Consider the following 24633-nt stretch of genomic DNA (forward strand, 5'->3'; position numbering starts at 1 on the left):
AGGGGATAGTGGAGAACAGATTTCAGTTGAGTTGGGACGAGGAAGAACTCGCCCGTGCGTTCAAAATCACACCGAAGGATGTCCGCGAATACCTGACGGATGGCCGCCGGGTTTCGTTCATTATTGAACGGCGACTGATGTGGGAGCATCCCGGATGGAAACTTGCACCGTCAGAGGGTGCCGGATACGACCTCCTCGACCCGGACGGTGGCATGTGGGAAGTGCGGTCGATCACTCGAGGCGGCGTTTATTTCAACCCTAGCAATCAAGTTGGTTCGGGGAGAGCATTTAACGAAGATGGATTTCAGCAGAAATTGGGCGGAATCAAAGGCTTTATTCTTTCCGATATTGTGGGTTTTCCCGTGGTCGATGTTTTTGTCGTGCCTGTGCAGAATGTCTTGGATTGGCATAGTCAGCGGCTTCTCGGCTCGAATGCCAAAGTCTCAAGGGCGAAGTTTCTCAGGGAGTTAGCGCCGCGTATTCAGCTTTAGTGGAACAACGCCCGCGACCGTGGGGCCGCGGGCGTTGAGGTCAAGCTTGCGATACGCGCCAGCCGTTTGAGGTCATCTTGAGCGTTGATAATACGCCGCTCTTGGTGATCTCGATTTTTGTCACGTCATGCCGCTCGAGGCTTTCTGTGAGGCGCTTGAGATCAGGCCGTTTGAGTTCAGCGGGTTTCAGAATGTTCATCCGCACACCTCGCGGTCGAGGTAAATTTCACGCAATGCGGCTTCGTGCTTGATGCGAGGGCGCAGTTCATCGACGAGTTTCTCGGCAATGAACATGCCATCGCGGTCGTTCGTGATGATTGCATGAGCCAGCCGCAGTGCGAGCCGCTTCGTCACTTTGCGGTGGCAGCGATGGTTGATCTCTTGTTCGAGCGATGCTTTGAGATCATTCGTCTTCGCGGGCAGTTGGATGCCAACGGACTCAAGACGGATAGTATTTGCAGATTTGTTTTGCATCGGAAAAACTCCTTCATGATGCGTTGCATTGTTGCCGTGTCGGCCAAACCAATATCCCACACCGAGAACCCCATTTTTGGAGCGGCGAGCATGGACGAAAATTCCAATCTTCAAGATCAGATGGCCCGCGACGCCGAGCGCGAGCCGGGCAACGCACAAAAGGCGTGGCGGCTGCTCGCCGCGCAAATCGACGAAACGAGTTTGCCGGTATGGGTGAAAGACTATGTTAAGCGGTCAGCGTCGGTGGTCGCGGAGTATGACATGGCGGCAGGCGACCAAGCCCAGCTCGCCCACATACTGGGCTTCTACAAGGAGAAGGATTCGCTGCCGCCGTCCGGTTACGACTACGACCATATTTTCGAATGGTTCATCGAGCGCATGACCAAGCGAGCGGAAAAGGGTGAGCGACTCAACATCTCCCGCACTGCCAATGAGTATGTCGATGAGGTTTGCAACATGAATGGCAATCCAGATTCTGTGCGAAAGGCCTATGAAAAGGCACGCGCGCGCTTCGACGTGCAGTTGAAGCAAGATATTGAGCTTCAACAGCTTTTGGCAAAGCGTAAGAAATAGCCCGCGTTGCAAAATCGTTGCAAAAACGAAAAAAGGCGAACCCAAAGGTTCGCCCATTTTGCTTAACTATCAAGTAGTTAATTGGCTCCGGCGGTAGGGATCGAACCTACGACCAATTGATTAACAGTCAACTGCTCTACCGCTGAGCTACGCCGGACCATGCGGTGGTTACTAGCAACAGGTGCGGGTGTCGTAAAGGGCGTTTCGTCAGAAATTTTCGTTCAGTGAGAAGCGTGTGTGCGGATGTGGCGTTGAATCGGCGAGAACCCGGTTTCTTTCAGCGAGATCAATGAGGTGCGCCAGCACGTTTCGGGACGCGGGCGTGCGAAGCTGTGGTGCGAGCCCGGCATAGAGGCGGGCGGTCAGTGTCGCGACATCCTGCCCTCCGTCCGCCAACGCCGCCAAGATCTGTGCTTCGCGCGCCGCGCGGTGGTCGAGCAGCGCACGCACCCTTGCCGGACCATCCGTTATCGTCGGACCGTGGCCGGGAAGATAGACGGTTTCCGGGCGTGCCAGCAACCTCTCGCACGAGGCGCGGAAGGCCGCGGCATCGCCGTCGGGCGGCGAGATCATCGAGGTTGACCAGCCCATGACGTGATCGCCGGTAAACACGATTTCGTCGAAGGCAAAGCACATGTGGTTGGACATGTGGCCGGGGGTGTGCAGGGCTTCGATGCTCCAGCCGCTTCCGGCGACGCGCGCGCGGTCGGGCAGGGTGTGCGTTGGGGCGAATGCCGCATCTACACCTTCGCCGCCGCCGATCTGGCCGTCACGTTCCAACGCTTGCATGATTGGGCGCCGCCCCGTCTGCGCGGTGCCGAAGGCGAGGACGGGAATCGCGAGTTCACGGTGCAGGTGGTGGGCGAGGGCGGAATGATCCAGGTGGGCGTGGGTGACGAAGATATGGCTGATCCGTTCCCCGGCCAACGCCGCCAGCACGGCATCGGCATGGCCCCGGTGCATCGGACCGGGATCGATCAACGCGACCTCCCCATGCCCAACGATATAGGTGTTCGTGCCCCGGAACGTCATGGCCGAAGGGTTCGGGGCCAGGATCCGGCGCACGCCGTCGGCCACGGTTTCGCAAACGCCCGGCGTCGGATCGAACGCCGAAGCGGGTTGGGTGGCCGTGAGGGCAGGGTGCGAGGGATCGCGCATCCTCTCTTTCTTGTGCGTGGCGCACGCGATAGCAAGGGGCATGAATTTTTCCTGGCTCAAACGGTATGCTCCGCGTTCTCTCTATGGCCGTGCCGCGCTGATCCTGTTGACCCCGATCATTACGATCCAGCTGGTCGTTTCGATCGTGTTCATCCAGCGCCATTACGAGGACGTCACGGTGCAGATGACGCGCTCGGTCGCGTTGGAACTGGATGTCATCCGCGATGCCGTCGCGCGCCCGGCGGGCGGTGCAGATGACGCATCGTCCCTGGCCCGGGCGCTGGGGCTGACACTGACGGTGCCGGCGGCAAGCGTGCCGACGACGGACCGGCGCCGATTCTATGACCTGTCGGGGCGCAAGGTGATCGACACCCTGCGCGAACAGATGACCGGGGTGACGGGGATCGAGCTGACCGAAACGAACAAGCGCGTGCTGCTGGGGATGACCACCGCGCTTGGCCCGGCGACGGTGTCGATCCCGCGTGGCCGGGTGTCGGCGTCGAACCCCCATCAGTTGCTGGTGTTGACCGCCTTCGTCAGTTTCCTGATGACGGTGATCGCGTTCCTGTTCCTGCGCAACCAGATGCGGCCGATCAAACGGCTGGCCGTCGCGGCCGAGGCGTTCGGGCGGGGGCGCCATCACCCCTATCGCCCGGGCGGCGCGACCGAGGTGCGGGCGGCGGGGGCGGCGTTTCTGGACATGCGCAACCGGATCGAACGCCAGATCGAACAGCGCACGCTGATGCTGTCCGGGGTAAGCCACGATCTGCGCACGCCCCTGACGCGCCTCAAGCTCAGCCTGTCGATGCTGGAAGACGATACCGAACGCGACGCGATGGAGCGTGACGTGCGCGACATGGAGGCGATGCTGGACACCTTCCTGGATTTCGCCCGATCGGAAAGCCTGGACGATGCGGAACCGGTGGATCCGGGCGCGCTGCTCGATGACATCGTGGCACAGGCGGCGCGCCTCGGACAGAACGTCGTCATCGCCACGGCACCGACCGGCGCAGAAGTCACGCTGCGCCCCGTGGCCGTTCGCCGGGCCTTGCAGAACCTCGTCGGTAACGCCGTGCGTCATGGCACGCGCGCTGAAATCTCGTGTGTCCTGTCGGATCGCGCCGTGGTTTTCTCGGTCGAGGACGACGGCCCGGGCATTTCCCCCGAAGCGCGTGACGAAGCGATCAAGCCGTTCTCGCGCCTCGATCGGGCGCGCAACCTGAACACCGGTGGGAACGTCGGCTTGGGCCTGTCGATCGCCATCGACATCGCGCGCCAGCACGGCGGCACCCTGCGGCTGGACCGGTCCGAGCGGTTGGGTGGGTTGAAGGCCGACCTGGTGCTGGCCCGCTGAGCCTTTGGCGCCGTGACCGGCCGCACCCGCGCCGCTCCGCGTTTTTTCTTGCCCGAAATACTCCCGCCGGAGGCACCTGCCGGCCCAGCTTGGCCGCACCCTGTCCGGGCGTCACGTCAGAAGCCGCGCAAACCTTGGCAGGCGGGCCCGTTTCAGCAGGGCGCGCAGTTCCAGCGTCTCGCCCGAAAGCTCCTCGGCCTTGGCGTGCACCTGCCGGACCACCCGCGCCACCGCGTCGGCATTGCCGTCCCAGACCGATCTCAGAAACTGATCCGCATCCTGGCGCGACACACCTTCTTCGCTCAGGATGTGGCGGGGGAAGTCCCTGGCGTTCAGGGTCACGATCACATCGGCGGATCCGGCGACGGCTGCGGCCAGAACATGAACGTCGTCGGCATCGGGAAGCCAGAGGCGCGCCAGATCGCCGTCGCGCGGCAGGACCGACGCTTCCGGCCAGGCCGCCCGCAGCAGGGCGATTTCGCCGCGCGCCACATCCTCGGCCCCCGGTCCCAACTTGTTCGTCGCGCGGGCCCATTCCTCAAGGATCCGGGGCGACCACAGCGGACGATAGACGCCCGCCGCGGCGACGCCGATCAGGATTTCCCGCAGGACCGTCGGGAACAGCACATTGGCGTCCAGAACCGCACGCATCAGCCGTCCAGGCGGAAGAACAACGCCTTGAGGTATCCGGTTTCGGCCAGTTGCGGCAATTGCGGATGGTCCGGCCCGGCAAACCCGGTGTGCAGCTGTTGCGCCCAGCGGCCCGACCGGCCGATGCCCGACAGGCACGCGCCGCGGAACCGGCCCAGGTCGGCGGCGTGCGAACACGAACACAACACCAGGTATCCGCCCGGTGCAACCAGCGTCGCGGCAAGGCGCGCGACCCGCTCATAAGCCCGCAAGCCCGCCTCCAGCGCCGGTTTGTTCGGCGCAAAGGCGGGTGGGTCGCAGATGATCAGATCGAAGCTTTCGCCCTCGGCGGCCAGTGCGGCCATCGCCTCGAAGGCATCGCCGCGCCGGGTCGAGAACCGCGCCGCCGTACCACCGGCTTCGGCGCCCCGTTGCGCCAGTTCCAGCGCGGCGGCCGAACCGTCGACCGCCAGCGCCGATGTCGCGCCGCCGGCCAGCGCGGCCAGCGCGAAGCCGCCGACATGGGAGAACACGTCCAGAACCCGTGCTTCGCGCGCCAGCGATGCGGCAAAGGCGTGGTTCGGCCGCTGGTCCAGGAACAACCCGGTCTTCTGACCGCCCAGCAGGTCGGCCATGTAGGTTGCGCCGTTCATCGGCACCGGCAGCGGCCCGTCCAGCGATCCGCGAAGAATCACGGTCTCCTCGTCCAGCCCTTCCAGGCTGCGCGCCCGGCCGCTGGCGTTCTTCACCACGCAGGACACGCCCGTGACCTCGACCAGGGCGGCAACCAGATCCTCCAGCATCAGATCGGCCCAGGCGGCGTTCGGCTGGACCACGGCGGCATCGCCGAAACGGTCGATGACGACACCGGGCAGGCCATCGGCCTCGGCGTGGATCAGGCGGTAATGGGGGGTGTCGAACAGGCGTTCGCGCAGCGACAGCGCGCGCGTCAGGCGCGCGGTCAGCCAAGCACGGTCGATGACGGCCGCGGGATCGCGGTCGAGCATCCGGCAGATGATCTTCGAGGCGGGGTTGACCGCCACGATGCCGAGCGGTGAACGTTCGGCATCTTCAAGGCGGGCAATGGTGCCGGGGGTCAGTTTCGACGTGCGCCGGTCGACGACCAGTTCGTTGTCGAAAACCCAGGGGCTTCCCCGGCGGATCGCACGTGCGTCCGTCTTCGGACGCAGCCGGACGACGGGCATGTCGTCGGCAAAAGGGGCAGGGCGGTCGGCGGGCGGATTGGATGAGGTGTTCATGCCTCTGCCCATATCCGCTTTGCCGACCGCCCGAAAGGGCTTAGGCCTTGGCGCTGCGCGGTGCAGGCGCGGTGGCGCCACCAAAGCGCGCGGCAATCCATGCCGACAGCGCCCGTCCGGTGCCGCGCATTGCTTCGGCGCGCAGGGCGCGGGCACGGCTTTCGATTTCGAACAGGTCGATGGCGTCGTTCGGGTTCGGTGATTTGGTGATCATCGGGATCTCCTCGGGGGGTTGGTCAATTCGATGAGGCACAGCTATGCCCGCCCCCCGAGGCATTCCAGAGCCATACCGGCATGGCCGCTATGCATAAAACGCAAGCTGTTGCGGAACGCCTCGGGACGCGGCCGTGCCTCCGGTGTTGTTAGCGCTAACCTAACGTGATAATCCGGCCGGGAAAGCAATTCCACCGTTCGCCAAAGCAAGCACCGGAGAGCCAGGCCATGCCGCTGAACCCGACAGTTTCCGACGTCACCGACCGCATCATCGAACGCAGCCGACCGACCCGCGAGAGGTATCTCGACCGCATGGCGCGCGCGGCCGAAGAGGGGCCGCGCCGCGCCCATCTGACCTGCGGGAATCAGGCCCACGCCTATGCCCCCATGGGCCAGGACAAGGAAACGCTGGCCGCGGGCCGGGCGCCGAACCTCGGGATCGTCACCGCGTATAACGACATGCTGTCGGCGCATCAGCCGTTCGAAACCTATCCCGAACGCATCCGCGCCGCGGCCCGCGCGCTGGGCGCCACGGCGCAGGTGGCCGGCGGCGTTCCGGCGATGTGCGACGGGGTGACCCAGGGTCAGACGGGGATGGAGCTTTCGTTGTTCTCGCGCGACGTGATCGCCCTGGCGGCCGGTGTCGCGCTGTCGCACAATGTCTTCGATGCCGCGGTCTATCTCGGGGTTTGCGATAAAATTGTCCCAGGTCTGATAATTGCGGCGGCGACCTTCGGATATATTCCCGGCGTTTTCCTGCCCGCGGGCCCGATGACCAGCGGTTTACCGAACGACGAAAAGGCCAAGGTGCGTCAGCAGTTCGCCAACGGCGAGGTCGGGCGCGACAAGCTGATGGAGGCCGAGATGGCGTCCTATCACGGCCCCGGCACCTGCACGTTCTATGGCACCGCCAATTCCAACCAGATGTTGATGGAGTTCATGGGACTGCATCTGCCCGGCGCGTCCTTTGTCAATCCGGGCACGCCCCTGCGTGACGCGCTGACCGACGAAGGCGTCAAGACGGCGCTGGGGATCACCGCCCTCGGCAACGATTATCGCCCGGTGTCCGAGATCCTGGACGAAAAGGCCTTCGTCAACGGCATGGTCGGACTGATGGCGACGGGCGGATCGACGAACCTGATCATCCATCTGCCCGCCATGGCCCGCGCGGCGGGCGTGATCCTGGACCAGTCGGATTTCGCGACCCTGTCGGCGGCGGTGCCGCAATTGGCCAAGGTCTATCCCAACGGGCTGGCCGACGTGAACCATTTCCACGCCGCCGGCGGGCTTGGCTACATGATCGGCCAATTGCTCGAGGCCGGTCTGCTGCATCCCGACGTCAAGACGGTCGCGGGCGAAGGCATGGCGCAGTATACCCGCGAACCCGAGATTCGGGACGGGGTCTTCCACTATCGCGCCGGTCCGACCGAGACGCTGAACGACAAGATCCTGCGCCCGGTGTCGAACCCGTTCAAGGCGACGGGCGGTCTGCAGGACCTGCAGGGCAATCTGGGACGCGGCGTCATGAAGGTGTCGGCCGTCGATCCCGACCGACACATCATCGAGGCGAAGGCGCGCATCTTCCACGACCAGCGCGACGTCAAGACGGCGTTCCAGGCCGGGGAATTCACCGAGGATACCGTTGTCGTCGTCCGGTTCCAGGGTCCGCACGCCAACGGGATGCCCGAATTGCACTCGCTGACGCCGATCCTGTCGGTATTGCAGGATCGCGGCCTGAAGGTCGCGCTGGTCACCGATGGGCGAATGTCGGGTGCCAGCGGCAAGGTGCCGTCGGCGATCCACGTCTCGCCCGAGGCGGCGCGCGGCGGTCCCATCGGGCGGCTGCGCGACGGCGATGTCGTGCGGGTGGACGCGGTGAACGGCACGCTGGATGCCATCGGCGTCGATCTGGACACCCGCGACGTGGCCGAGGCCGACCTGTCGGGCAATGGCAACGGCGTCGGGCGCGAGCTGTTCGAGGTCTTCCGCCAGAACGTCGGCCTGGCCAGCGACGGGGCGGGCGTCGTGATCTGATGTCGGCGCGCGGCGCGCTGTTGTTCCAGCCGATCCCGCGTCCCCGCTGGGGGACTTGAACCCCCACGCCCACAAGGGCAACCGATTTTAAGTCGGGTCTGTCTACCGATTCCAGCAAGCGGGGTGACGCGGATCTGTCTGTCTGTGCCCAGGGCCGCGATACCGGCAGCGGGCGTTCCGTCGGCCTGTATCGGGCCATCGTCATGTCTTAGCGGCACGATGCGGCGAAAACAACGTGCCGTTCCGTCGAAAATCGCCGCGGTGTGCCGCAAGGCCCGCGTGGGCTGCGGCGCCGTTCAGGCGTCGTTTTGCAGCGCACGAAACGCCGCCACGCTGGCACCGGACGCGGCCGCCAGCAGCCGCGCGTCGCCGTTCAGCGTGACCATGCGGAACCCCCAGTCCAGCGCCTTTGCGGCGTATTCGGGCGACATGCAATGCAGCGCCGGGATCTTGCCCGCATCCAGCGCGACCTGTGCGATCCGCTTGATCGCCGCCACGATTTCCGGCTCGTCGCGGTCGAACCCGGCGGGCAGGGCGCCCTGACTCAGCCCCAGGGTCAGATCGGCGGGCCCGACATACAGCCCGTCGATTCCCGGCGTCGCCGCGATGGCTTCGACGTTGTCCAGTCCGGCCTGGGTTTCGATCATCGCAAAGCCCAGCACGGCGTCGTTCGCCGCCACGCCGTAACCCGGATACGCCAGCCCGGCCCGTGTCGGCCCGAACGACCGCTGGCCGTGCGGCGGATAGCGCAGATAGCTGGCGAAGGCGGCCGCGTCCTCGGCCGTGTTGATCATCGGACAGATGATGCCCATGGCGCCCGCATCCAGCAGCTTCATGATCGCGCCCGCGTCCAGCCACGGCACCCGCGCCAGCGGCACCACCTTCTTGCCGCCCATGGCCTGCAACATCGACAATGCCGCGCCATAGTCGAACGCGCCGTGCTGTGTGTCGACGGTCAGCGAATCGTAACCCTGGCGTGCCATGATTTCCGCCGTATGGGCGCTGCCGATGGAGCACCAGCCGTTGAGAACCGGCTTTCCTTCTGCCCAGAGGGTTTTCAACGGGTTTTCCATGGCGTTTGTCCTTTCGGCTTTTGCGACAGGGTGGGGCGCGTCGCGCCATTCTGTCAATCGTGTGGCGGTGGATGATCGACAGGCGGCGCGATTTGCGGCATGTGTCGTGCTGTCATCGGCAAAAGGGCGGCAGGATGTATTCGACAACAGCGCCAAGCGGTTCACGATGCTGCTGAACCCGCGTGATCCATTCTATGCGCCGCTGTGGCGGCGCGTGGCGATCGTGGTGTTCAGCCTGGGCTGGGCTGCGTTCGAACTGTCGAACGGCGCGACCGTCTGGGCGGCGCTGTTCGGCGCGGCCGGCTTTTACGCCCTGTGGAAACTGATCGTGACATTTCCCGGCGACGACGGCGACGGCCCGGTGGAATGACTGTCGCAGCGCCATGGGCCGGCTGAACCTCGACCAGATCGCCGCCTTTCTGGCGGTGGTGCGGCTGGGCGGGATCGGCAAGGCGGCACAGGGCCTGGGCCTGACGCAACCGGCGGTGTCGGCGCGGATCCGCAACCTGGAAACCGGCCTGTCACAGACATTGTTCGACCGCACGCCCGGCGGTCTGCGCCTGACCCGCGACGGCGAGACGATGCTGCGCTATGCCGAACGCTATGAGCAGTTGAACGAACTGGTCGAGCGGCACGTCGTAAACCCCGACGCGCTGGACGGACTGCTCCGGATCGGCAGCGCCGAAACAGTCGCGCAGTGCTGGCTGCCCGATTTCGTCAGCCACCTGCACCGCCGATTTCCCAGCGTCGAGGTCGAAATCAACGTCGACGTCTCGGTTAACCTGCGCGCGGCCCTGCTGACGCGCGAGATCGATCTGGCGTTCCTGCTTGGTCCGGTGTCGGATTTTTCGGTGGACAACATCGCCTTGCCCGCCTTCGAACTGGGATGGTATGCGGCCACGGATGCGGACATCCGCGATGACGATCCATCGCTGTTTCTCGATACGCCGGTGCTGAGCTATGCGCGCAACACCGCGCCCTATCGTCACCTCAAGTCGATGCTGCTTGAACGGGTGGGGCCGGGGGTGACGCTGTTTCCGTCCTCGTCGTTGTCCGCCTGTTTCCGGCTGATCGAATCGGGCATCGGCGTGGCGGCTCTGCCTTGTGCGCTGGCCGCGTCCTATGTCGCGGCGGGGCGGATTCGCACCTTTGATCCGGGGTGGCGGCCGGCGCCGCTGGCCTTCACGGCCTCGTTCATCGGCGGTGGTCAACGCCACCTGGTGGCGACGGCGGCCGATCTTGCGCTGGACGTCGCGCGCCGGTTCGATGGTCATAAATCCGTTTTATAACCGGCCAGAGATATATTCGATTTGCATTTATAACGCGGGGTTGCAAAGCTGACGGCGAAGCCATCGGGAATGCTGCATGACATCCTATGTGTCGATGAAAACCATGACACGGGACGCGGTGCGCGCCGAAATTCGTGCCGGACGCTATGCCAAGCATACCGCCGGTCTGGCGCCGGGCGTCCTGCAAAGCAATCTGGCCATCCTGCCGGAAACCCACGCGCTGGACTTCATGCGCTTTTGCCAGCGCAACCCGAAACCCTGTCCGCTGTCGGCGGTGTCGGACACCGGCAACCCGATGATGTTCACGCTGGGGCGCGACATCGACATCCGCACCGATGTGCCCGGCTACAACATCTATCGCCATGGCAAACTTTCCGAAACGGTCACCGATCTGTCGCAGCATTGGCGCGATGACCTGGTGGTGTTCGCGCTGGGCTGTTCGTTCACCTTTGAACACGCGCTGATGCGGGCGGGCATACCGCTCTGGCATATCGAGAACGACACGACCGTGCCGATGTTCCGTTCGAACATCGAAACCGTGCCGGCGGGGCCGTTCGGGGGGCGCACCGTGGTCAGTATGCGGATGATTCCCGAAGCCCAGGTCGATCTGGCGCGCGAGATCTCGGCGCGCTATCCGCTGGCCCATGGCGGCCCGGTCCATGTCGGCGATCCGGCGGCGTTGGGCATCGATGATCCCGCCAATCCCGACTGGGGTGATCCGCTGCCGATGGGGGCGGGGATGGTGCCGGTGTTCTGGGCCTGCGGGGTGACGCCCCAGGTCGCCATAGAACGGGCCGCACCGGCGTTCTGCATCACCCATGTCCCGGGCCGGATGTTGATCACGGACGTGCCCGAAGATGCGGAAACGCCGATCCTGAACTTTCAATAATCGAACAATAATCCATAGGGAGTCCAACAGATGAAAACCACAATCAGCACTTTCGCAGTAATCGCGGCGGTTGCCGGATCTGCGTCGGCCGAGGATCTGAACGTCGTGGGAAGCTGGTCGAGCCTGCCGTTGCACAAGCAATACGAAGCGCCGTTCTGGACCGAAACCCTGCCCGAAGCGGCCGGCGACGACCTGACCGTCGCGCTGACGACCCATGACCAGATGGGCCTGGGTCTGGGCGACGTTTACCGTTTGTTGGGAGAAGGCGTCTATGACGTCGGCATGACCGTTGCCGACTATGCCGTATCGGATGCGCCCGAACTGGAAGGGCTGGATGTGCCGCTTCTGGCGCTGACGGCGGATGAAGCGCGTGCCATGGTCGATGCGGCCCGCCCCATGGTGGATGACATCTTTGCCGATCGCTTCAACGCGCATGTCCTGGCCATTGCGCCCTATCCGCCCCAGGTGGTGTTCTGCAACCACGACATTTCGGGCCTGGCAGACCTCGAGGGGCTGAAAATCCGCGCCTCGGGCCGCATGACCGCCAAGTTTCTCGAGGCGCTGGGCGCCGAGGGCATCAACGTGAACTTCTCGGAAGTGCCCGGCGCCTTGCAGAAGGGCGTGGTCGATTGCGCCGTGACCGGGGCCGGTTCGGGCTATTCCGCCGGCTGGTGGGAGGTGGCGACACATCTGTTGCCGATCCCGCTGGGCGGATGGGATTCGGTCGTGACGGCCGTGAACATGGACAAGTGGAACAGCCTGTCGCCCGAGTTGCAGCAGATCATGACCGAACGCGTGAAGACCGATTTCGAGGATCCGGCATGGCAGACCGCGCAGGGTGCCCTGGCCAACGACATCGCCTGTCTGACCGGCGAGGGAGAATGCAAGGGCGGTGACGCACGGTCCATGACGCTGGTCGAGGTGACCGAAGCCGATTCCACCCGCGCGCGCGAAATCCTCGAGGCCGAGGTGCTGCCCGAATGGGCCGAGCGTGCGGGCGCCGATTGGACCAAACGCTGGAACGACACGGTCGGCGCGACGGTCGGCGTCACGATTCCCGTCGAATAGGCCGCGCTGAACCGGCCCCGGATAAGGAAGATCGCCATGGCGCAGGACGTTCTGGATTTTCTGAGACGCCTGAACCGCGTCGTGGCGATCGTGGTGGGGATCGGGTTGCTGGCCTGCGTGATCTTCGTGCTGTCCGACATCATCCTGCGCCAGGTCGGCGCGTCCTTCGGAGGCACGGATGAAATCGCGGGTTACGTCATGGCCATATCCGCCGCCTGGGGTATGGCCTTCACCCTGCTCGAGCTGGGCCATGTCAGGATCGATCTGTTGCGCAGCCGGCTGGCGGCGCGCGGGCGCGTTCTGATGGACCTGTTTTCGTTGGCGGTGCTGGCCGGGGCGGTGTCGCTGATCGCGCTGCGCTGTTGGCCGGTGGTCGAAAAATCCATCGCCAACAATTCGACCGCCAACACGGTTCTGGAAACACCCCTTTGGCTGGTGCAGGTGCCGTGGTTTGCGGGCTGGGCTTGGTTCGCCGTGATGTCATGGGCCACGCTGATCGCGGCGCTGATGTTGTTCATTGCCGGTCGGTTCGACCAGGCCGAAGCCGCCATCGGGGCCTTCGGCGAACAGGATTCGGCGCTATGATCACCTATGTCGCCATCGGGCTGCTGGCCCTTCTGACGCTGTCGATCCCGGTCGGCATCGTGCTGTTCCTGCTGGGCTTCGGGATCGATCTGTTCTTCTCGCCGTTTCCGCTGATGCGCGGGCTGGGGCAACTGGTGTGGTCATCGTCCAATTCGGCCACCCTGATCGCAATTCCGTTTTTCGTCCTGCTGGGCGAGATCCTGGTGCGCAGCGGGGTCGCCGCGCGCACCTATTCCGCTCTGGACAAGTGGATCTCGTGGCTGCCCGGTGGACTGGTGCATGCCAATATCGCCACGGCCACGATGTTCTCGGCGACCTCGGGGTCGTCGGTCGCCACCGCCGCCACCGTCGCCACGGTGGCCATGCCCCAGGCCGAACGCCTGGGATATGATCAAAAGCTGTTTTCGGGCGCCATCGCCGCCGGCGGCACGCTGGGCATCATGATTCCACCATCGATCAACCTGATCGTCTATGGCTTCCTGACCCAGACGTCGATCCCGCGCCTGTTCCTGGCCGGGCTGATTCCCGGTGTCGGGCTGGCATTGGCGTTTGTCGCGGTCACCGCGTTGATCTGCGTGATCCGTCCGAACCTGGGCGGCGAGCGGCGCACCTTTCCCCTGGGCGAGATGCTGGGCGCGCTGAAGCACCTTCTGCCGATCGTTTTGCTGTTCGGCGTCATCATCGGCACGATCTACAAGGGGTGGGCCACCCCCACCGAAGCGGCCGCCGTCGGCGTGGCCGGGGCGTTCGTGATCGCGCTGATCGTCGGCGGCGTGTCATGGTCGATGATGACGGAGAGCCTGCTGGGCACGATCAAGATCACATCGATGATCATGCTGGTGGTGATCGGCGCGTCGTTCCTGAACTTCACCCTGTCCTCGGCCGGTCTGGGCCGCGCGCTGGATTCCTTCCTGACCGGCCTTGGCCTGTCGAAACTGGCGTTCATCCTGGTGATCGTGCTGATCTATCTGGTGCTGGGGTTCTTCATCGAGACGCTGTCGCTGATGGTGGTGACGATCCCGATCATCGTGCCGCTGGTGGTGGCGCAGGGATACGATCCGATCTGGTTCGGCATCCTGATGATCGTGCTGATCGAGATGGCGCTGATCACGCCGCCGGTCGGGCTGAACCTCTATGTCGTTCAGGGGGCGCGCACCTCGGGCAGCATGTCGGACGTGATGCTGGGCGCGATACCCTATGTCGTCGTCATGCTTCTGATGGCGGCGGCGCTGATCGCGTTCCCGCAGATCGCGTTGTATCTGCCCGAAACCTTATAGGGCGCGCCAGCCGATATCGCGGCGGAACACGCCCTGGGGCCAATCGACGGCATCGACCATGCCATAGGCGCGCTGCCGCGCCTCGGCCAGGGTGGCGCCGCGGGCGGTGGCACCCAGAACCCGGCCTCCGGCGGCGACCATCCGGCCGTCCCGCGTTGCGGTGCCGGCATGGAACATCATCGAGAAGCTGTCGCCTTCCAGCGCGTCCAGCCCACCGATGATGCTGCCTTTTTCGTATGCTCCGGGATACCCGGCTGCGGCCATCACCACGCACATCGCGTGATCGTGGGCCCAGTTCACCTGCGCCTCGGCCAGCCGTCCCTCGGCACAGGCCAGCATCAGGTCCAGCGCCTGCGCGCCCAGCCGCATCATCAGGCATTGGCATTCCGGGTCACCGAAACGGACGTTGTATTCCACCAGCCGGGGCCGGCCGTCGGCAATCATCAGCCCGACGAACAGCACGCCCTGAAACGGCGTGCCACGGCGCGTCATCTCGGCCATCGTCGGCTTGACGATCCGCTCGAGCGTTGCGGCCACCACGGCGTCGTCCATCACGGGCGCCGGGGAATAGGCGCCCATGCCGCCGGTGTTGGGGCCGGTATCGCCTTCGCCGATGCGCTTGTGATCCTGCGCCGTGCCGATGGGCAGCACGGCGTCACCGTCGCACAGCACGAAGAACGAGGCCTCTTCGCCCTCCATGAACTCCTCGATCACCACTTCGGCGCCTGCCGCGCCGAACGCGCCGCCCATCATGTCGTCGACCGCTTTCAACGCCTCTTCGCGCTCGGTGGCGATCACGACGCCCTTGCCTGCGGCCAGACCGTCGGCCTTGATCACCACGGGCAGGGGGTGATCGGCCAGGTATGCGCGGGCGGCGGCGACATCGGTGAAATGCGCGTATCCTGCGGTGGGGGCATCGACGGCGGTGCAGATCTCCTTGGTGAACGCCTTGGACGCCTCAAGCCGCGCGGCGGCTTTCGACGGCCCGAAGACCAGAACGCCGGCGTCGCGCAGATCGTCGGCCACCCCGGCGGCCAATGGCGCCTCAGGGCCGATGATCACGAAACCGATGGAATTGGCCCCGGCAAATTCGACCACGGCTGTGCCGTCGCAGATGTCCAGCGATGCGCAATCGGCGATCTGCGCGATCCCGGCATTGCCCGGCGCCACGATCAGGCGGTCGCATTTCGGGTTCTGCATGACCGCCCATGCAAGGGCGTGTTCGCGCCCGCCGCCACCCAGTATCAGGATGTTCATGTTGCCGCCCCGCTTTCCCTTGGTTGCGAGGCGTTCTAGGGTCGCGCCAACCGCAAGACAAGGCAAACCCATGTCCGATCTGATCGACGACCCCATCGAAGGCGAAAACGCCCACGAATTCACCGTCTCCGAACTGACCGGCGCGGTGAAGCGCGTGATCGAGGGCGAATTCGGCCGTGTCCGAGTCAAGGGCGAGGTGGGGCGCGTGTTCACAGCCCGTTCGGGGCACCTGTATTTCGACATCAAGGACGACCGCAACGTCCTGGCCTCGGTGACGTGGAAGGGGCAGGTTTCTGGCCTGACCACCCTGCCCGAGGAGGGGATGGAGGTGGTCGCCTCGGGCCAGATGACCACCTTCGGGTCGCAGTCGAAATACCAGCTGAGCGTTGACGACCTGCGCCCCGCCGGGGTGGGCGCGTTGATGGCGATGCTGGAAAAGCGCAAGAAACAGCTGGAAAAGGAAGGGTTGTTCGCGCCCGAACGCAAGCGCCCGCTGCCCTATCTGCCCGAGGTGATCGGCGTCGTCACCTCGCCCTCGGGGGCGGTGATCCGCGACATCCTGCACCGGCTGCGCGAACGGTTTCCGCGCCGGGTTCTGGTCTGGCCCGTGGCGGTGCAGGGCAAGGCCTGTGCGCCGCAGGTGGCGAACGCGATCCGCGGTTTCAACGCGCTGACGCCCGGCGGGGCGATCCCGCGCCCCGACCTGATCATCGTCGCGCGCGGTGGCGGATCGATCGAGGATCTGTGGGGCTTCAACGAGGAAGAAGTGGCGCGCGCCGCCGCCGCCAGCGACATTCCGTTGATCTCGGCCGTGGGTCACGAGACGGACACGACATTGATCGATTTCGTCTCGGACAAGCGCGCGCCGACGCCCACGGCGGCGGCCGAACTGGCGGTGCCGGTGCGCGCCGACCTTCTGGCCTGGACGGCGGGGCAGGGCGCGCGGATGACCGGCGCGGCGGGCCGGATGCTGAGCCAACGCGGCCAACGTCTGCGGGATTTGGCGCGGGCGTTGCCCCGGCTTGACGCGCTGTTGGCCCCCGCGCGGCAACGGCTGGATCTCGCCAGCCAACGCCTGCCGATGGCGTTGGTGCGGCGCACGCAGGGCGAACAGGCGCGGCTGGACCGCGCGGCGGCGGTGCTGCGGCCCCGCACGCTGGCGCGCACGCTGGCCCAGCGCCGCGCCGAGGTTGCCAAACTGTCGGCCCGTCTGGCGCCCGGGCTTGAACGGGCGTTGGAACGCCAGCGCGAAAGGCTGGACTCGCGCGCCGACCGCCTGACCCTGCGCCCCGCCGAACGCGCCATCGTCACCGGGCGGCGCGATCTTGCGGTGCTGGTGCGACGGCTTGAGACGCGCGGGGCCGAAAGCATCGAGGCGCGGCGTCAGAAGCTGGCCGCGCTTGAGCGCCTGCGCCTGTCGCTGGGCTATACCGCGACGTTGCAGCGCGGGTATGCCGTGGTGCGTGACGGCGACACCGTGGTCACCGACACGAAATCCGCGCGGGCCGCCCGCGTTCTGGAAATCGAATTTGCCGATGGCCGCATGACGCCAGGTGTCGCGCCGAAACGCCGCAAGGCCGCGAAACCGCCCAAGACCCCGCCCGAACAGGGCGAGCTTCTTTGAGCGGGCTGAGTCACGGCGATCTGGGCCGCATCGGCGGCATCCTGTTCGCCGCTGCGACGCTGGCGATGATCCCGGCAGAATATACCGGATCGACCGTCGCTTATGCCACCGCGGGGGTGTGCACCGTGCTGGGGTTGGCGGCGTTCTTCGGCCGGGTGACGTGGTCGCGCCGGGTTTACGTGCTGATCGGGGTGGCGCTGCTGGTGCTGTGCATCGCCTTGCTGAGCGAGTGGCAGGGCGTCGCCTGGCGTGCGGTGAAACAGGCGGCGTTCATCACCGGCTTTTTCACCGCGCTGACCGCGATCCGAAGTGCCGCCAGCGGATCGCCGGCCATTGCCGAATGTGGCAGGTTCCTGGCAGGCCAACCGCCTGGCCGGCGGTATCTGGCGCTGACGCTGGGCGGGCATCTGTTCGGCCTTGTGCTGAGTTACGGCGCGCTGACCCTGCTGGGCGGCCTTGCCACCGAAAGCGTGGCGAAAGAGACGGACGCCGAGTTGCGGGGCCACCGCGCGCGCCGGATGCTTCTGGCGATCCAGCGCGGGTTCGTGTCATGCCTGACGTGGTCGCCTTTGGGGTTTGCCATGGTCATCTCGTCCAGCGTCGTTCCCGGCGCGCGCTGGTCCGACGTGATCGTGGTCTGCCTGGGGTCCACGGCGCTTCTGGTCGGGATTGGCTGGGCATTGGATACCGCCTTCAAGCCACGGCTCAGCCAACCGGCGCCCAGCCGCGGCCCGGCCGAAGGCCGGTGGATCCGAAACCTGCGCCCGCTGCTGATCTTGCTGGGGATTCTGTTCGCCAGCGTCGCGGGCATCCATGTCCTGACCGATGTGCGGGTCGTCGGCGTGGTGCTGTCCGTCGCGCCGGTGATCGCACTGGTCTGGGCGGTGTTGCAACCGGCCGCGCCGGGGGCGGGGGCGCATCTGCGCCATGCCGGGCGGCGGGCGGGCGGCTTCGTCACCGCCGAATTGCCCCTGTACGGATCGGAAATGGTGCTGCTGATCATGGCGGCCGTGATCGGCACCCTGGGGTCTGCCCTGTTGGCGCCGGTGGTGGCGGCGTCGGGGCTGGATCTGGGGCAGGTGCCGGTGCCGCTGATGTTGATCGCCATCGTCTGGCTGATCCCGGTGGCCGGGCAGTTGGGGATGAACCCGATCTTGGCGGTGTCGCTGTTCGCGCCGCTTTTGCCGACGCCCGAGGCCATGGGAATCGCCCCGGCAGCGGTCATCGTTGCGATGACGGGGGGCTGGGCGATTTCGGGCGCGACATCGCCGTTCACCGCATCGACCCTGTTGATCGCGAAAATGGGGCAGGTGTCGGCGGTCCATGCCGGGGTCCGCTGGAACGGAGCCTATGCCGTCTGTTCGGCCATTGCCATTTCGGGCTGGGCCATTCTGGTCGCGTGGATGTTGTGAGGGTCAGGCGCCGACGTCGGGGCCCATGCACACCATCGGCTCGTCGGTGTCGCGCGCTTCGTACAGCTCGCTTCCCGCCGGATCGCCCATGAACCGGGCGCGCAATCCGTTCGATCCCTGGAAGAAGGTCCAGCATTGTGGTCCGGTGCCGTCTTCATAGACGAAACAGATCTGCTCGCCCTCGGGATACCATTCACCGTCCTTGCAGCGCCCGTCGAGGAACGACCAGCGCACGCGCCGTCCGGGGCGATACTCCTCGACCCCGTAAGCCATGCCGCCGGCGTTGAAATACAGCGTCTTGCCGGTGGTGTAGCTTTCGAATTCCGCCGCGCTCAGCGGCGATTGGTCCTGGGCCGCGACGGGAAGCGCGACAGCAAGGGCGACGGTGCAAGCAAACGTGCGAAAGATCGTGTTCATGTCCGTGATGTTTGCACAGTGCCCGGTCCCTGACCAGAGGTGACACCGCGCACGTTCGCGTCATGCGGCGGGCGCGCGGCGATCCTGCGGGCGCCATCGGCGGGCGCGCCGGTCCATCAGGCGGTGCCAGACCGGCGGAACCAACGCCAGCGTCGCCATGACGGGCAGACCGTAGGGCAGGGTCGGCACGGTATCCGGGGTGCCGGTCTGCAGCGCGGGAAACGGCTTTGCGGGATGGGCGTGGTGGTCGGAATGTCGCGGGGCGTTCAACATCATCGCCCCCGACCAGCGTTGCGGCGCGTTCCAGCTGTGGGCCGGGCCCACGGGTTCCAGCCGTCCGGGGGCGGTTTCGGCCCGTTCCAGCCCGTAATGCTGAACGTAGTCGGACAACAGCAACTGCGCCTGTGCGTAAAACGCCAGCGCCAGATACCACGCCACCCCGGCCAGCCCGCCGATCAGCGCGGCCAGAACCAGGCAGGCCAAAGCACCGCCGACGTATTCAACGTACGGATGACGCCACAGGGGGTGGCCGCCGACCTTGCGCAGCAGCGATGTTTCGATTTCGCGCCCGGCAGTGAACGATCCGAACCAGGCGCGCGGCAGGTAAGCATAGAAGGATTCGCCCAAGGGTGCGCTGTTGGGATCGAAACGCGAGGCGACAAAGCGGTGGTGAATGCGGCGATGGGCCGAGGTGTGATGGCCGAACAGCACCGAGATGAACAACCATTTGCCCAGCCGGAACAGCCGCGCATCGGGGCGGTGGATCAGCTCGTGCGCGTTGGAATTGCCGACCTGGCCCAGCCAAAGGCCGGTCGCCAGGAACACGCCGAAGGATTCGGCCCAACCCAGACCCGCACCGGCCCCCGAGAGGGCGGCGATCGCGCTGATCAGAACCAGAGGCTGTGCCATGGCCAGCGTGACGGACAGGCCGGTGCCGGCGGGAAATTCCTGACCCGCCGCACGTTCGGCGTCCGACATCCGGCGCATGGCCAGATCCATCAGCGGAACAAAGCCGGTCATCGCCACCAGCGCGATCCAGACCGGCGCACCGCCCAGCCAGGCCGCGCCCAGCAGCAAGGGCACCGGGCCGAGAGTGGCGATCGCGAACAGGGGAGCGGCATGGAACAGGCGCAGACTGATGGACATGGATGCGATCCTGGCAGCGAAGCGTGGGTATTTTACGGCGTATTCTGGGCGATACGGGTTTCGATCCGGTTACCCCGGTACTGTCCTGCCTTCTATCGCGCTTCAGACGTCGCATTTGGTGTGGGGTCGTATGGGCGATGCGACTATAGATGTCGCATCGGGAGAGCAGCACGGCAAGGGAGTGCGACGCGATGGCACCGGATCAGCGGAAAGGCGTCTGGAAATCGGGCAAGGGCAGGGGCCGCACGACACCCAAGGGCCGACAACTGGACGATGCGGCGCTGGCGCAGGTGCGCGAGGTGCTGGGCGACGCGCCCCGACGCCGCGATCTGCTGATCGAGCATCTGCACCGGTTGCAGGACCGGTTCGGCCATCTGTCGGCGCCGCATCTGCGTGCGCTGGGCGACGAGATGAACCTGCCCCAGGCCGAGATCTGGGAGGTGGCCAGCTTCTATGCGCATTTCGATCTCGTGAAAGAGGGCGAGACGCCGCCACCCGCGCTGACGATCCGCGTCTGCGATTCGCTGAGTTGCGAGATGGCCGGCGCCCAGGCCCTGAAATCCGCGTTGCGCGATGGGCTGGACCCGGCGGCGGTGCGCGTTGTGCGCGCGCCCTGCATGGGGCGATGCGACACGGCGCCGGTCGTGGCGCTGGGCCATGCGCCGGTGGATCATGCGACCTTCGACAAGGTGCAGGGAATGATCGCGGCGGGCGACACCCATGTGCACCTGCCGGAATACCAGGGGTTGGACGCCTACCGCGCGGCGGGCGGCTATGAAACGCTGGAGCGGCTGCGCGCCGCGGGCGATTGGGAGGCCGTTCAGCAGATCCTGCTGGACGCCGGGCTGCGGGGGCTGGGCGGCGCCGGGTTCCCGTCGGGCAAGAAGTGGGGATTCGTGCGTGGCAATCCCGGCCCCCGCATGATGGCGGTGAACGGCGACGAGGGCGAGCCGGGCACGTTCAAGGACCGGTTCCTGCTGGAGCGTGTGCCGCACCTGTCGCTGGAGGGAATGCTGATCGCCGCCTGGGCGGTCGAGGCCGAGCGGGTCTATTACTACATGCGCGACGAATATCCCGCCGTGCTGGAGATCCTGCGTCGCGAGATCGCGGCCTTGGAAGCGGCGGGGATCGTCGCCCCCGGATATATCGAACTGCGCCGCGGTGCGGGCGCCTATATCTGCGGCGAGGAAAGCGCGATGATCGAGAGCATCGAGGGCAAGCGGGGCATTCCCCGCCATCGCCCGCCCTATGTGGCCGAGGTCGGGATCTTCGGGCGGCCGACGCTGGTGCACAATGTCGAGACGTTGCATTGGATCGCGCGGGTTCTGCGCGAGGGGCCCGAGATCCTGAGCGGGGTCGAAAAGAACGGACGCCGCGGGCTTCGGTCGTATTCGGTGTCGGGGCGCGTGGCGGCGCCCGGCGTGTATCTGCTGCCTGCCGGATCGACGATCCTGGACCTGATCGCCGCGGCCGGGGGGATGGCCGAGGGGCATGTGTTCAAGGCCTATCAGCCGGGCGGCCCTTCGGCGGGCTTGCTGCCGGCCAGTGCGGATGACGTGGCGATGGATTTCGACACGCTGCAACACATGGGCTCGTTCATCGGGTCGGCGGCGGTGGTCGTTCTGTCGGACGCCGATTCGGCACGGGCGGCGGCGCTGAACATGCTGCGGTTCTTTGCCGATGAAAGCTGTGGCCAATGCACGCCCTGTCGGGTCGGATGCGAAAAGGCCGTGAAGCTGATGCAGGCGGATCACTGGGACCGCGACCTGCTGGAAGACCTGTGCCAGGCGATGGCCGATGCGTCGATCTGCGGGCTTGGCCAAGCCGCGCCAAACGCGATCCGGCTGACGATGGAGCATTTCCCGAACGAGGTGTGATCCGACGGAGCGCCTGCGGCGCATTCGATTGTTTGCGCGGCGCCCGTCCAGGTGGCGGGACGCCGGTTCAATCGGCGGCGAAGGCCGCAAGGGTGAGGGGAATCGCCTTGAACTCGCGCGCTTTCGTTCCCGGCCGCGCCTGAAGCGGCCGGGTGAGCGTATCGATCCAACCCATGCGCGCGCACCACGCCTGTGCAAGAGTCCAGAGACCGCCGGGGTCGTGGGCGCGGTAGGCTTCGATCGCACGGGCCATTTCAGGGGTCGTGCCGCGCCCGGTGGCAAAGCCGTTGAAGACGAACATGACCACGTCCATGGCATGTCCCTTGGGGGTGTTGCGATGCTCGGCGTAGCGTTCGAAATCAAGGAATGTGATGCGCGTGCCATCCCAGCAGATGTCCTTGAGCGCGGGGCGCCCGTGGCTGATCCCGTGGCGGTGCAGGTCGGCCAGCGCGCGCCCGGCGGCAGCGAATATGGTCAGGCGCGCCGCATCGCTGCCGATGCCGTCAAGGAGGATCCGGTCCAGCGCCGTGCCGCTGTCGGCCAGCGCGATGTGGTCGGGCCCTTCGTCCAGGATCCGCGGCACGGGCAGATCAAGGGCGGCCAGGTGATGCAGCGCGTGGCGTTCCGCCTCGAACGCGCGGGCGGCGTTGCCTTTTTGCAATCGTCGCAGGGGCGAGAGGGATTCGCGGCGCTTGATCCAGATTGTCTGGCCGGCAATCTCCAGCCGTTGCACACGGGCCGGATTGCCGGCAAGGGCGGTGGCGATCGGGGCGGAAAGGTCTGTCGTCATGGGCGTATCATAGGACCGGGAAACAGGCGTCACAATTGCGCACCCTTCCATATGGGCGCCATGTGGCATAACTGAAACCACAGACGCAGTGGGACCGGAGGCATGCGATGTCATTCTTCAACAAGCTGAAATCGCGGCTGTTCAAAAGCTCTTCCAAGCTGGAAGAGGGGCTGGATGCCGTGGTCGGCGATGGCGGGCCACAGGACGACGGCCCGGCGCCGGGCGTCTCGGCGGCACCCATGGCACCGCCCGCGACCCCGCAACCGGACGCGACACCGGCGCCGCCCGCCGATCCCGCCCCGGCCGACCCGGCGCCAACACCCATCGCCGTGCCCGAAGCTGCGCCCCGGGGCGAGCGTGGCGGTCTTCTTGGCCGTCTGACCGGACGCGGGGCGGACAGCGCGCCCCGCCGCGCCCTGGACGACGACATGCTGGAGCAGTTGGAGGATGTCCTGATCGCCGCCGACATGGGGGTCGAAACCGCCGCCCGCGTCACCGCCAACATGGCCGAGGGCAGGTTCGGCAAACGGGTATCCTCGTCGGAAATCAAGGAGCTTCTGGCCGCCGAAATCACCCGGATCATGGAGCCGGTCGCCCGTCCCATGCCGCTCTATCCCAACCGGCCGCAGGTGGTTCTGGTGGTTGGGGTCAACGGGTCGGGCAAGACGACGACGATTGGCAAGCTGGCGTCACAGTTCCGGGCCGCGGGCAAATCGGTGGTGATCGCGGCGGGCGACACCTTTCGCGCCGCCGCTGTCGAACAGCTTCAGGTCTGGGGCGATCGGGCCGGCGTGCCGGTTCTGACCGCGCCCGAGGGGTCGGATCCGGCATCGCTGGCGTTCGATGCCATGGGCAAGGCGGCGGAAACCGGCGCCGATCTTTTGCTGATCGACACGGCCGGCCGGTTGCAGAACCGGGCCGACCTGATGGAGGAGCTGTCCAAGATCGTGCGCGTGATCCGCAAGAAGGATCCGACCGCACCGCACAACACGCTGTTGGTGCTGGATGCGACCACGGGGCAGAACGCGATCACCCAGGTCGAGATCTTCCAGAAACTGGCCGATGTCTCGGGACTGGTGATGACCAAGCTGGACGGCACGGCGCGGGGCGGTGTGCTGGTGGCGCTGGCCGACCGGTTCGGCCTGCCGATCCATGCCATCGGGGTGGGCGAACAGATCGACGATCTTGACGCCTTCGATCCCGGTGAATTTGCCGCGGCCCTGACTGGGCTGGAGCGTTGATCAGTCGCCGGGTTGATCGTCAGGGGCGAACTTGCGTTCCATCCAGCCGATGCCGGCGATGACCACGACCACCATGATCGCGGCCATGGCCGCCAGCCAGATCTGACCGGCGCCACAGGCCAGGCCGACCGCGCCGGCAAGCCACATGGAGGTGCCGGTGGTGATGTTGCGCACTTCGCCGTCGGCGCGAAAGATCGCCCCCGCGCCCAGGAACGCGACTCCGGCGGTCACGGCTTCGACCAGGCGCAGCGGATCGACCCGCATCTGATCGGGATCGCCGAACTTCAGGATTGCCAGCTCCTGACTGACCAGCATGAACAGGCAGGCGGCGACCGACACCAGGATATGCGTGCGCAGCCCGGCCGGCTTCCTTGCAACCTCGCGCTCCATCCCGATCATTCCGCCGAGAACCAGCGCGAGCAGCAGGCGCACGGCCACGACGCTGGGCGCATTGGCGGAAAAATTTGCGCCGAATTCGTTCAGTATCGAGTCGATCAACGGC

At 65.9% G+C, this 24633-nt stretch carries 26 protein-coding genes and 2 tRNA genes; 14 read left to right on the forward strand and 14 right to left on the reverse strand.

Features of this window, described 5'->3' with window-relative positions; translation table 11 throughout:
- Positions 1 to 8 precede the first annotated feature (8 nt).
- On the forward strand, positions 9 to 491 hold the full coding sequence (locus CFP68_RS11850; protein ID WP_145953442.1) for a hypothetical protein: 483 nt from the start codon (positions 9 to 11) through the stop codon (positions 489 to 491).
- A gap of 40 nt (positions 492 to 531) precedes the next feature.
- Here CFP68_RS11850 and CFP68_RS18105 read toward each other — a convergent pair whose 3' ends face one another.
- Together CFP68_RS18105 and CFP68_RS17915 are read right to left on the reverse strand one after the other, a co-directional pair.
- Positions 532 to 690 (reverse strand): hypothetical protein, encoded by a 159-nt coding sequence (locus CFP68_RS18105; protein WP_158234163.1) that lies wholly within the window; start codon positions 688 to 690, stop codon positions 532 to 534.
- Complete coding sequence (locus tag CFP68_RS17915; RefSeq protein ID WP_145953443.1) at positions 687 to 965, reverse strand: hypothetical protein; 279 nt, start codon at positions 963 to 965, stop codon at positions 687 to 689. The genes CFP68_RS18105 and CFP68_RS17915 overlap by 4 nt, the downstream gene beginning before the upstream one ends.
- A 90-nt stretch (positions 966 to 1055) precedes the next feature.
- Between CFP68_RS17915 and CFP68_RS17920 the strand changes: the two genes are divergently transcribed.
- Positions 1056 to 1538, forward strand: a complete 483-nt coding sequence (locus tag CFP68_RS17920; protein WP_145953444.1) for a hypothetical protein — start codon at positions 1056 to 1058, stop codon at positions 1536 to 1538.
- Positions 1539 to 1620: 82 nt separating this feature from the next.
- Here CFP68_RS17920 and CFP68_RS11860 read toward each other — a convergent pair.
- Positions 1621 to 1695: transfer RNA gene (locus CFP68_RS11860), tRNA-Asn, on the reverse strand.
- A gap of 50 nt (positions 1696 to 1745) precedes the next feature.
- On the reverse strand, positions 1746 to 2738 hold the full coding sequence (locus tag CFP68_RS11865) for an MBL fold metallo-hydrolase (RefSeq protein WP_241524058.1): 993 nt from the start codon (positions 2736 to 2738) through the stop codon (positions 1746 to 1748).
- On the opposite strand from CFP68_RS11865, the gene CFP68_RS11870 reads away from it, so the two are divergent.
- Positions 2737 to 4050: an ATP-binding protein gene (locus tag CFP68_RS11870; RefSeq protein WP_099827158.1), complete on the forward strand. Its 1314-nt coding sequence runs from the start codon at positions 2737 to 2739 to the stop codon at positions 4048 to 4050. The two genes, CFP68_RS11865 and CFP68_RS11870, sit on opposite strands and share 2 nt — an antisense overlap.
- A gap of 111 nt (positions 4051 to 4161) precedes the next feature.
- On the opposite strand, the gene CFP68_RS11875 is transcribed toward CFP68_RS11870, so the two are convergent.
- From CFP68_RS11875 to CFP68_RS18110, 3 genes are read right to left on the reverse strand one after another with little or no spacing between them, the layout of a single operon-like run.
- Positions 4162 to 4701, reverse strand: coding sequence for an RSP_2648 family PIN domain-containing protein (locus tag CFP68_RS11875; RefSeq protein WP_099827159.1), 540 nt, complete (start codon positions 4699 to 4701; stop codon positions 4162 to 4164).
- Positions 4701 to 5939 carry an RSP_2647 family RNA methyltransferase gene (locus tag CFP68_RS11880; RefSeq protein WP_099827160.1) on the reverse strand — a complete coding sequence of 413 codons (1239 nt, stop codon included), beginning with the start codon at positions 5937 to 5939 and terminating at the stop codon, positions 4701 to 4703. Before CFP68_RS11880 ends, CFP68_RS11875 begins: the two co-directional genes overlap by 1 nt.
- Positions 5940 to 5979: 40 nt before the next feature.
- On the reverse strand, positions 5980 to 6153 hold the full coding sequence (locus CFP68_RS18110; RefSeq protein WP_158234164.1) for an RSP_7527 family protein: 174 nt from the start codon (positions 6151 to 6153) through the stop codon (positions 5980 to 5982).
- 227 nt (positions 6154 to 6380) lie between these two features.
- Here CFP68_RS18110 and edd point away from each other — a divergent pair, with 227 nt between their 5' ends.
- Positions 6381 to 8186, forward strand: coding sequence for a phosphogluconate dehydratase (gene edd, locus CFP68_RS11885; RefSeq protein WP_099827161.1), 1806 nt, complete (start codon positions 6381 to 6383; stop codon positions 8184 to 8186).
- A 40-nt stretch (positions 8187 to 8226) separates the two neighbouring features.
- Here edd and CFP68_RS11890 read toward each other — a convergent pair.
- Both CFP68_RS11890 and CFP68_RS11895 read right to left on the reverse strand, forming a co-directional pair.
- Positions 8227 to 8310 (reverse strand) — tRNA-Leu (locus tag CFP68_RS11890).
- 172 nt (positions 8311 to 8482) lie between these two features.
- On the reverse strand, positions 8483 to 9259 hold the full coding sequence (locus CFP68_RS11895) for an HpcH/HpaI aldolase family protein (protein ID WP_099827162.1): 777 nt from the start codon (positions 9257 to 9259) through the stop codon (positions 8483 to 8485).
- Between CFP68_RS11895 and CFP68_RS18455 the strand changes: the two genes are divergently transcribed.
- From CFP68_RS18455 to CFP68_RS11925, 6 genes are all read left to right on the forward strand, one after another.
- Complete coding sequence (locus CFP68_RS18455) at positions 9258 to 9629, forward strand: hypothetical protein (protein ID WP_241524059.1); 372 nt, start codon at positions 9258 to 9260, stop codon at positions 9627 to 9629. The two genes, CFP68_RS11895 and CFP68_RS18455, sit on opposite strands and share 2 nt — an antisense overlap.
- A gap of 13 nt (positions 9630 to 9642) precedes the next feature.
- Positions 9643 to 10548 carry a LysR family transcriptional regulator gene (locus CFP68_RS11905; protein WP_099827163.1) on the forward strand — a complete coding sequence of 302 codons (906 nt, stop codon included), beginning with the start codon at positions 9643 to 9645 and terminating at the stop codon, positions 10546 to 10548.
- 76 nt (positions 10549 to 10624) lie between these two features.
- Positions 10625 to 11437 carry a putative hydro-lyase gene (locus CFP68_RS11910; protein WP_099827164.1) on the forward strand — a complete coding sequence of 271 codons (813 nt, stop codon included), beginning with the start codon at positions 10625 to 10627 and terminating at the stop codon, positions 11435 to 11437.
- 30 nt (positions 11438 to 11467) lie between these two features.
- Entirely contained in the window at positions 11468 to 12505 is a 1038-nt protein-coding gene (locus CFP68_RS11915) for a TRAP transporter substrate-binding protein (RefSeq protein WP_099827165.1), read from the forward strand.
- Positions 12506 to 12541: 36 nt separating this feature from the next.
- Positions 12542 to 13090: a TRAP transporter small permease subunit gene (locus CFP68_RS11920; RefSeq protein WP_099827166.1), complete on the forward strand. Its 549-nt coding sequence runs from the start codon at positions 12542 to 12544 to the stop codon at positions 13088 to 13090.
- Complete coding sequence (locus CFP68_RS11925) at positions 13087 to 14367, forward strand: TRAP transporter large permease (protein WP_099827167.1); 1281 nt, start codon at positions 13087 to 13089, stop codon at positions 14365 to 14367. Before CFP68_RS11920 ends, CFP68_RS11925 begins: the two co-directional genes overlap by 4 nt.
- Here the strand turns inward: CFP68_RS11925 and purD are convergent.
- Positions 14362 to 15624 (reverse strand): phosphoribosylamine--glycine ligase, encoded by a 1263-nt coding sequence (purD, locus tag CFP68_RS11930; RefSeq protein ID WP_099827347.1) that lies wholly within the window; start codon positions 15622 to 15624, stop codon positions 14362 to 14364. The two genes, CFP68_RS11925 and purD, sit on opposite strands and share 6 nt — an antisense overlap.
- A gap of 70 nt (positions 15625 to 15694) precedes the next feature.
- Here purD and xseA point away from each other — a divergent pair, with 70 nt between their 5' ends.
- On the forward strand, positions 15695 to 17248 hold the full coding sequence (gene xseA / locus CFP68_RS11935; protein WP_099827168.1) for an exodeoxyribonuclease VII large subunit: 1554 nt from the start codon (positions 15695 to 15697) through the stop codon (positions 17246 to 17248).
- The gene (locus CFP68_RS11940; protein WP_099827169.1) at positions 17245 to 18660 is read left to right on the forward strand and encodes a hypothetical protein; all 1416 of its coding nucleotides are present in this window, start codon (positions 17245 to 17247) and stop codon (positions 18658 to 18660) included. Before xseA ends, CFP68_RS11940 begins: the two co-directional genes overlap by 4 nt.
- Before the next feature lie 3 nt (positions 18661 to 18663).
- On the opposite strand, the gene CFP68_RS11945 is transcribed toward CFP68_RS11940, so the two are convergent.
- Positions 18664 to 19077, reverse strand: a complete 414-nt coding sequence (locus CFP68_RS11945) for a hypothetical protein (protein ID WP_099827170.1) — start codon at positions 19075 to 19077, stop codon at positions 18664 to 18666.
- Between the two features lie 60 nt (positions 19078 to 19137).
- Complete coding sequence (locus CFP68_RS11950) at positions 19138 to 20223, reverse strand: alkane 1-monooxygenase (RefSeq protein ID WP_099827171.1); 1086 nt, start codon at positions 20221 to 20223, stop codon at positions 19138 to 19140.
- Between the two features lie 191 nt (positions 20224 to 20414).
- Between CFP68_RS11950 and CFP68_RS11955 the strand changes: the two genes are divergently transcribed.
- Positions 20415 to 22100 (forward strand): NAD(P)H-dependent oxidoreductase subunit E, encoded by a 1686-nt coding sequence (locus CFP68_RS11955; RefSeq protein ID WP_099827172.1) that lies wholly within the window; start codon positions 20415 to 20417, stop codon positions 22098 to 22100.
- A gap of 67 nt (positions 22101 to 22167) precedes the next feature.
- Here the strand turns inward: CFP68_RS11955 and CFP68_RS11960 are convergent, their stop codons facing one another.
- Positions 22168 to 22890: a phosphotransferase gene (locus CFP68_RS11960; RefSeq protein WP_099827173.1), complete on the reverse strand. Its 723-nt coding sequence runs from the start codon at positions 22888 to 22890 to the stop codon at positions 22168 to 22170.
- Between the two features lie 107 nt (positions 22891 to 22997).
- Here CFP68_RS11960 and ftsY point away from each other — a divergent pair, with 107 nt between their 5' ends.
- The gene (gene ftsY / locus CFP68_RS11965) at positions 22998 to 24131 is read left to right on the forward strand and encodes a signal recognition particle-docking protein FtsY (RefSeq protein WP_099827174.1); all 1134 of its coding nucleotides are present in this window, start codon (positions 22998 to 23000) and stop codon (positions 24129 to 24131) included.
- On the opposite strand, the gene CFP68_RS11970 is transcribed toward ftsY, so the two are convergent.
- The gene (locus tag CFP68_RS11970; protein WP_241524060.1) at positions 24132 to 24629 is read right to left on the reverse strand and encodes an MgtC/SapB family protein; all 498 of its coding nucleotides are present in this window, start codon (positions 24627 to 24629) and stop codon (positions 24132 to 24134) included.
- Positions 24630 to 24633 lie beyond the last annotated feature (4 nt).

This window comes from Oceaniglobus indicus (genome assembly GCF_002751875.1).
Taxonomy (GTDB): Bacteria; Pseudomonadota; Alphaproteobacteria; order Rhodobacterales; family Rhodobacteraceae; genus Oceaniglobus; species Oceaniglobus indicus.

Bases quoted from the DNA above. Each gene is read 5' to 3' on its own strand.
- CFP68_RS11960 (WP_099827173.1), bottom strand. From the start codon at position 22,890: ATGACGACAGACCTTTCCGCCCCGATCGCCACCGCCCTTGCCGGCAAT.
- CFP68_RS11955 (WP_099827172.1), top strand. From the start codon at position 20,415: ATGGCACCGGATCAGCGGAAAGGCGTCTGGAAATCGGGCAAGGGCAGG.
- CFP68_RS11925 (WP_099827167.1), top strand. From the start codon at position 13,087: ATGATCACCTATGTCGCCATCGGGCTGCTGGCCCTTCTGACGCTGTCG.
- CFP68_RS11905 (WP_099827163.1), top strand. From the start codon at position 9,643: ATGGGCCGGCTGAACCTCGACCAGATCGCCGCCTTTCTGGCGGTGGTG.
- ftsY (WP_099827174.1), top strand. From the start codon at position 22,998: ATGTCATTCTTCAACAAGCTGAAATCGCGGCTGTTCAAAAGCTCTTCC.
- CFP68_RS11910 (WP_099827164.1), top strand. From the start codon at position 10,625: ATGACATCCTATGTGTCGATGAAAACCATGACACGGGACGCGGTGCGC.
- CFP68_RS11915 (WP_099827165.1), top strand. From the start codon at position 11,468: ATGAAAACCACAATCAGCACTTTCGCAGTAATCGCGGCGGTTGCCGGA.
- CFP68_RS18110 (WP_158234164.1), bottom strand. From the start codon at position 6,153: ATGATCACCAAATCACCGAACCCGAACGACGCCATCGACCTGTTCGAA.
- CFP68_RS11895 (WP_099827162.1), bottom strand. From the start codon at position 9,259: ATGGAAAACCCGTTGAAAACCCTCTGGGCAGAAGGAAAGCCGGTTCTC.
- CFP68_RS17920 (WP_145953444.1), top strand. From the start codon at position 1,056: ATGGACGAAAATTCCAATCTTCAAGATCAGATGGCCCGCGACGCCGAG.
- CFP68_RS11945 (WP_099827170.1), bottom strand. From the start codon at position 19,077: ATGAACACGATCTTTCGCACGTTTGCTTGCACCGTCGCCCTTGCTGTC.
- edd (WP_099827161.1), top strand. From the start codon at position 6,381: ATGCCGCTGAACCCGACAGTTTCCGACGTCACCGACCGCATCATCGAA.
- purD (WP_099827347.1), bottom strand. From the start codon at position 15,624: ATGAACATCCTGATACTGGGTGGCGGCGGGCGCGAACACGCCCTTGCA.
- CFP68_RS11920 (WP_099827166.1), top strand. From the start codon at position 12,542: ATGGCGCAGGACGTTCTGGATTTTCTGAGACGCCTGAACCGCGTCGTG.
- CFP68_RS11865 (WP_241524058.1), bottom strand. From the start codon at position 2,738: ATGCCCCTTGCTATCGCGTGCGCCACGCACAAGAAAGAGAGGATGCGC.
- CFP68_RS11880 (WP_099827160.1), bottom strand. From the start codon at position 5,939: ATGAACACCTCATCCAATCCGCCCGCCGACCGCCCTGCCCCTTTTGCC.
- CFP68_RS11875 (WP_099827159.1), bottom strand. From the start codon at position 4,701: ATGCGTGCGGTTCTGGACGCCAATGTGCTGTTCCCGACGGTCCTGCGG.
- CFP68_RS17915 (WP_145953443.1), bottom strand. From the start codon at position 965: ATGCAAAACAAATCTGCAAATACTATCCGTCTTGAGTCCGTTGGCATC.
- CFP68_RS18455 (WP_241524059.1), top strand. From the start codon at position 9,258: ATGGCGTTTGTCCTTTCGGCTTTTGCGACAGGGTGGGGCGCGTCGCGC.
- xseA (WP_099827168.1), top strand. From the start codon at position 15,695: ATGTCCGATCTGATCGACGACCCCATCGAAGGCGAAAACGCCCACGAA.
- CFP68_RS11950 (WP_099827171.1), bottom strand. From the start codon at position 20,223: ATGTCCATCAGTCTGCGCCTGTTCCATGCCGCTCCCCTGTTCGCGATC.
- CFP68_RS18105 (WP_158234163.1), bottom strand. From the start codon at position 690: ATGAACATTCTGAAACCCGCTGAACTCAAACGGCCTGATCTCAAGCGC.
- CFP68_RS11870 (WP_099827158.1), top strand. From the start codon at position 2,737: ATGAATTTTTCCTGGCTCAAACGGTATGCTCCGCGTTCTCTCTATGGC.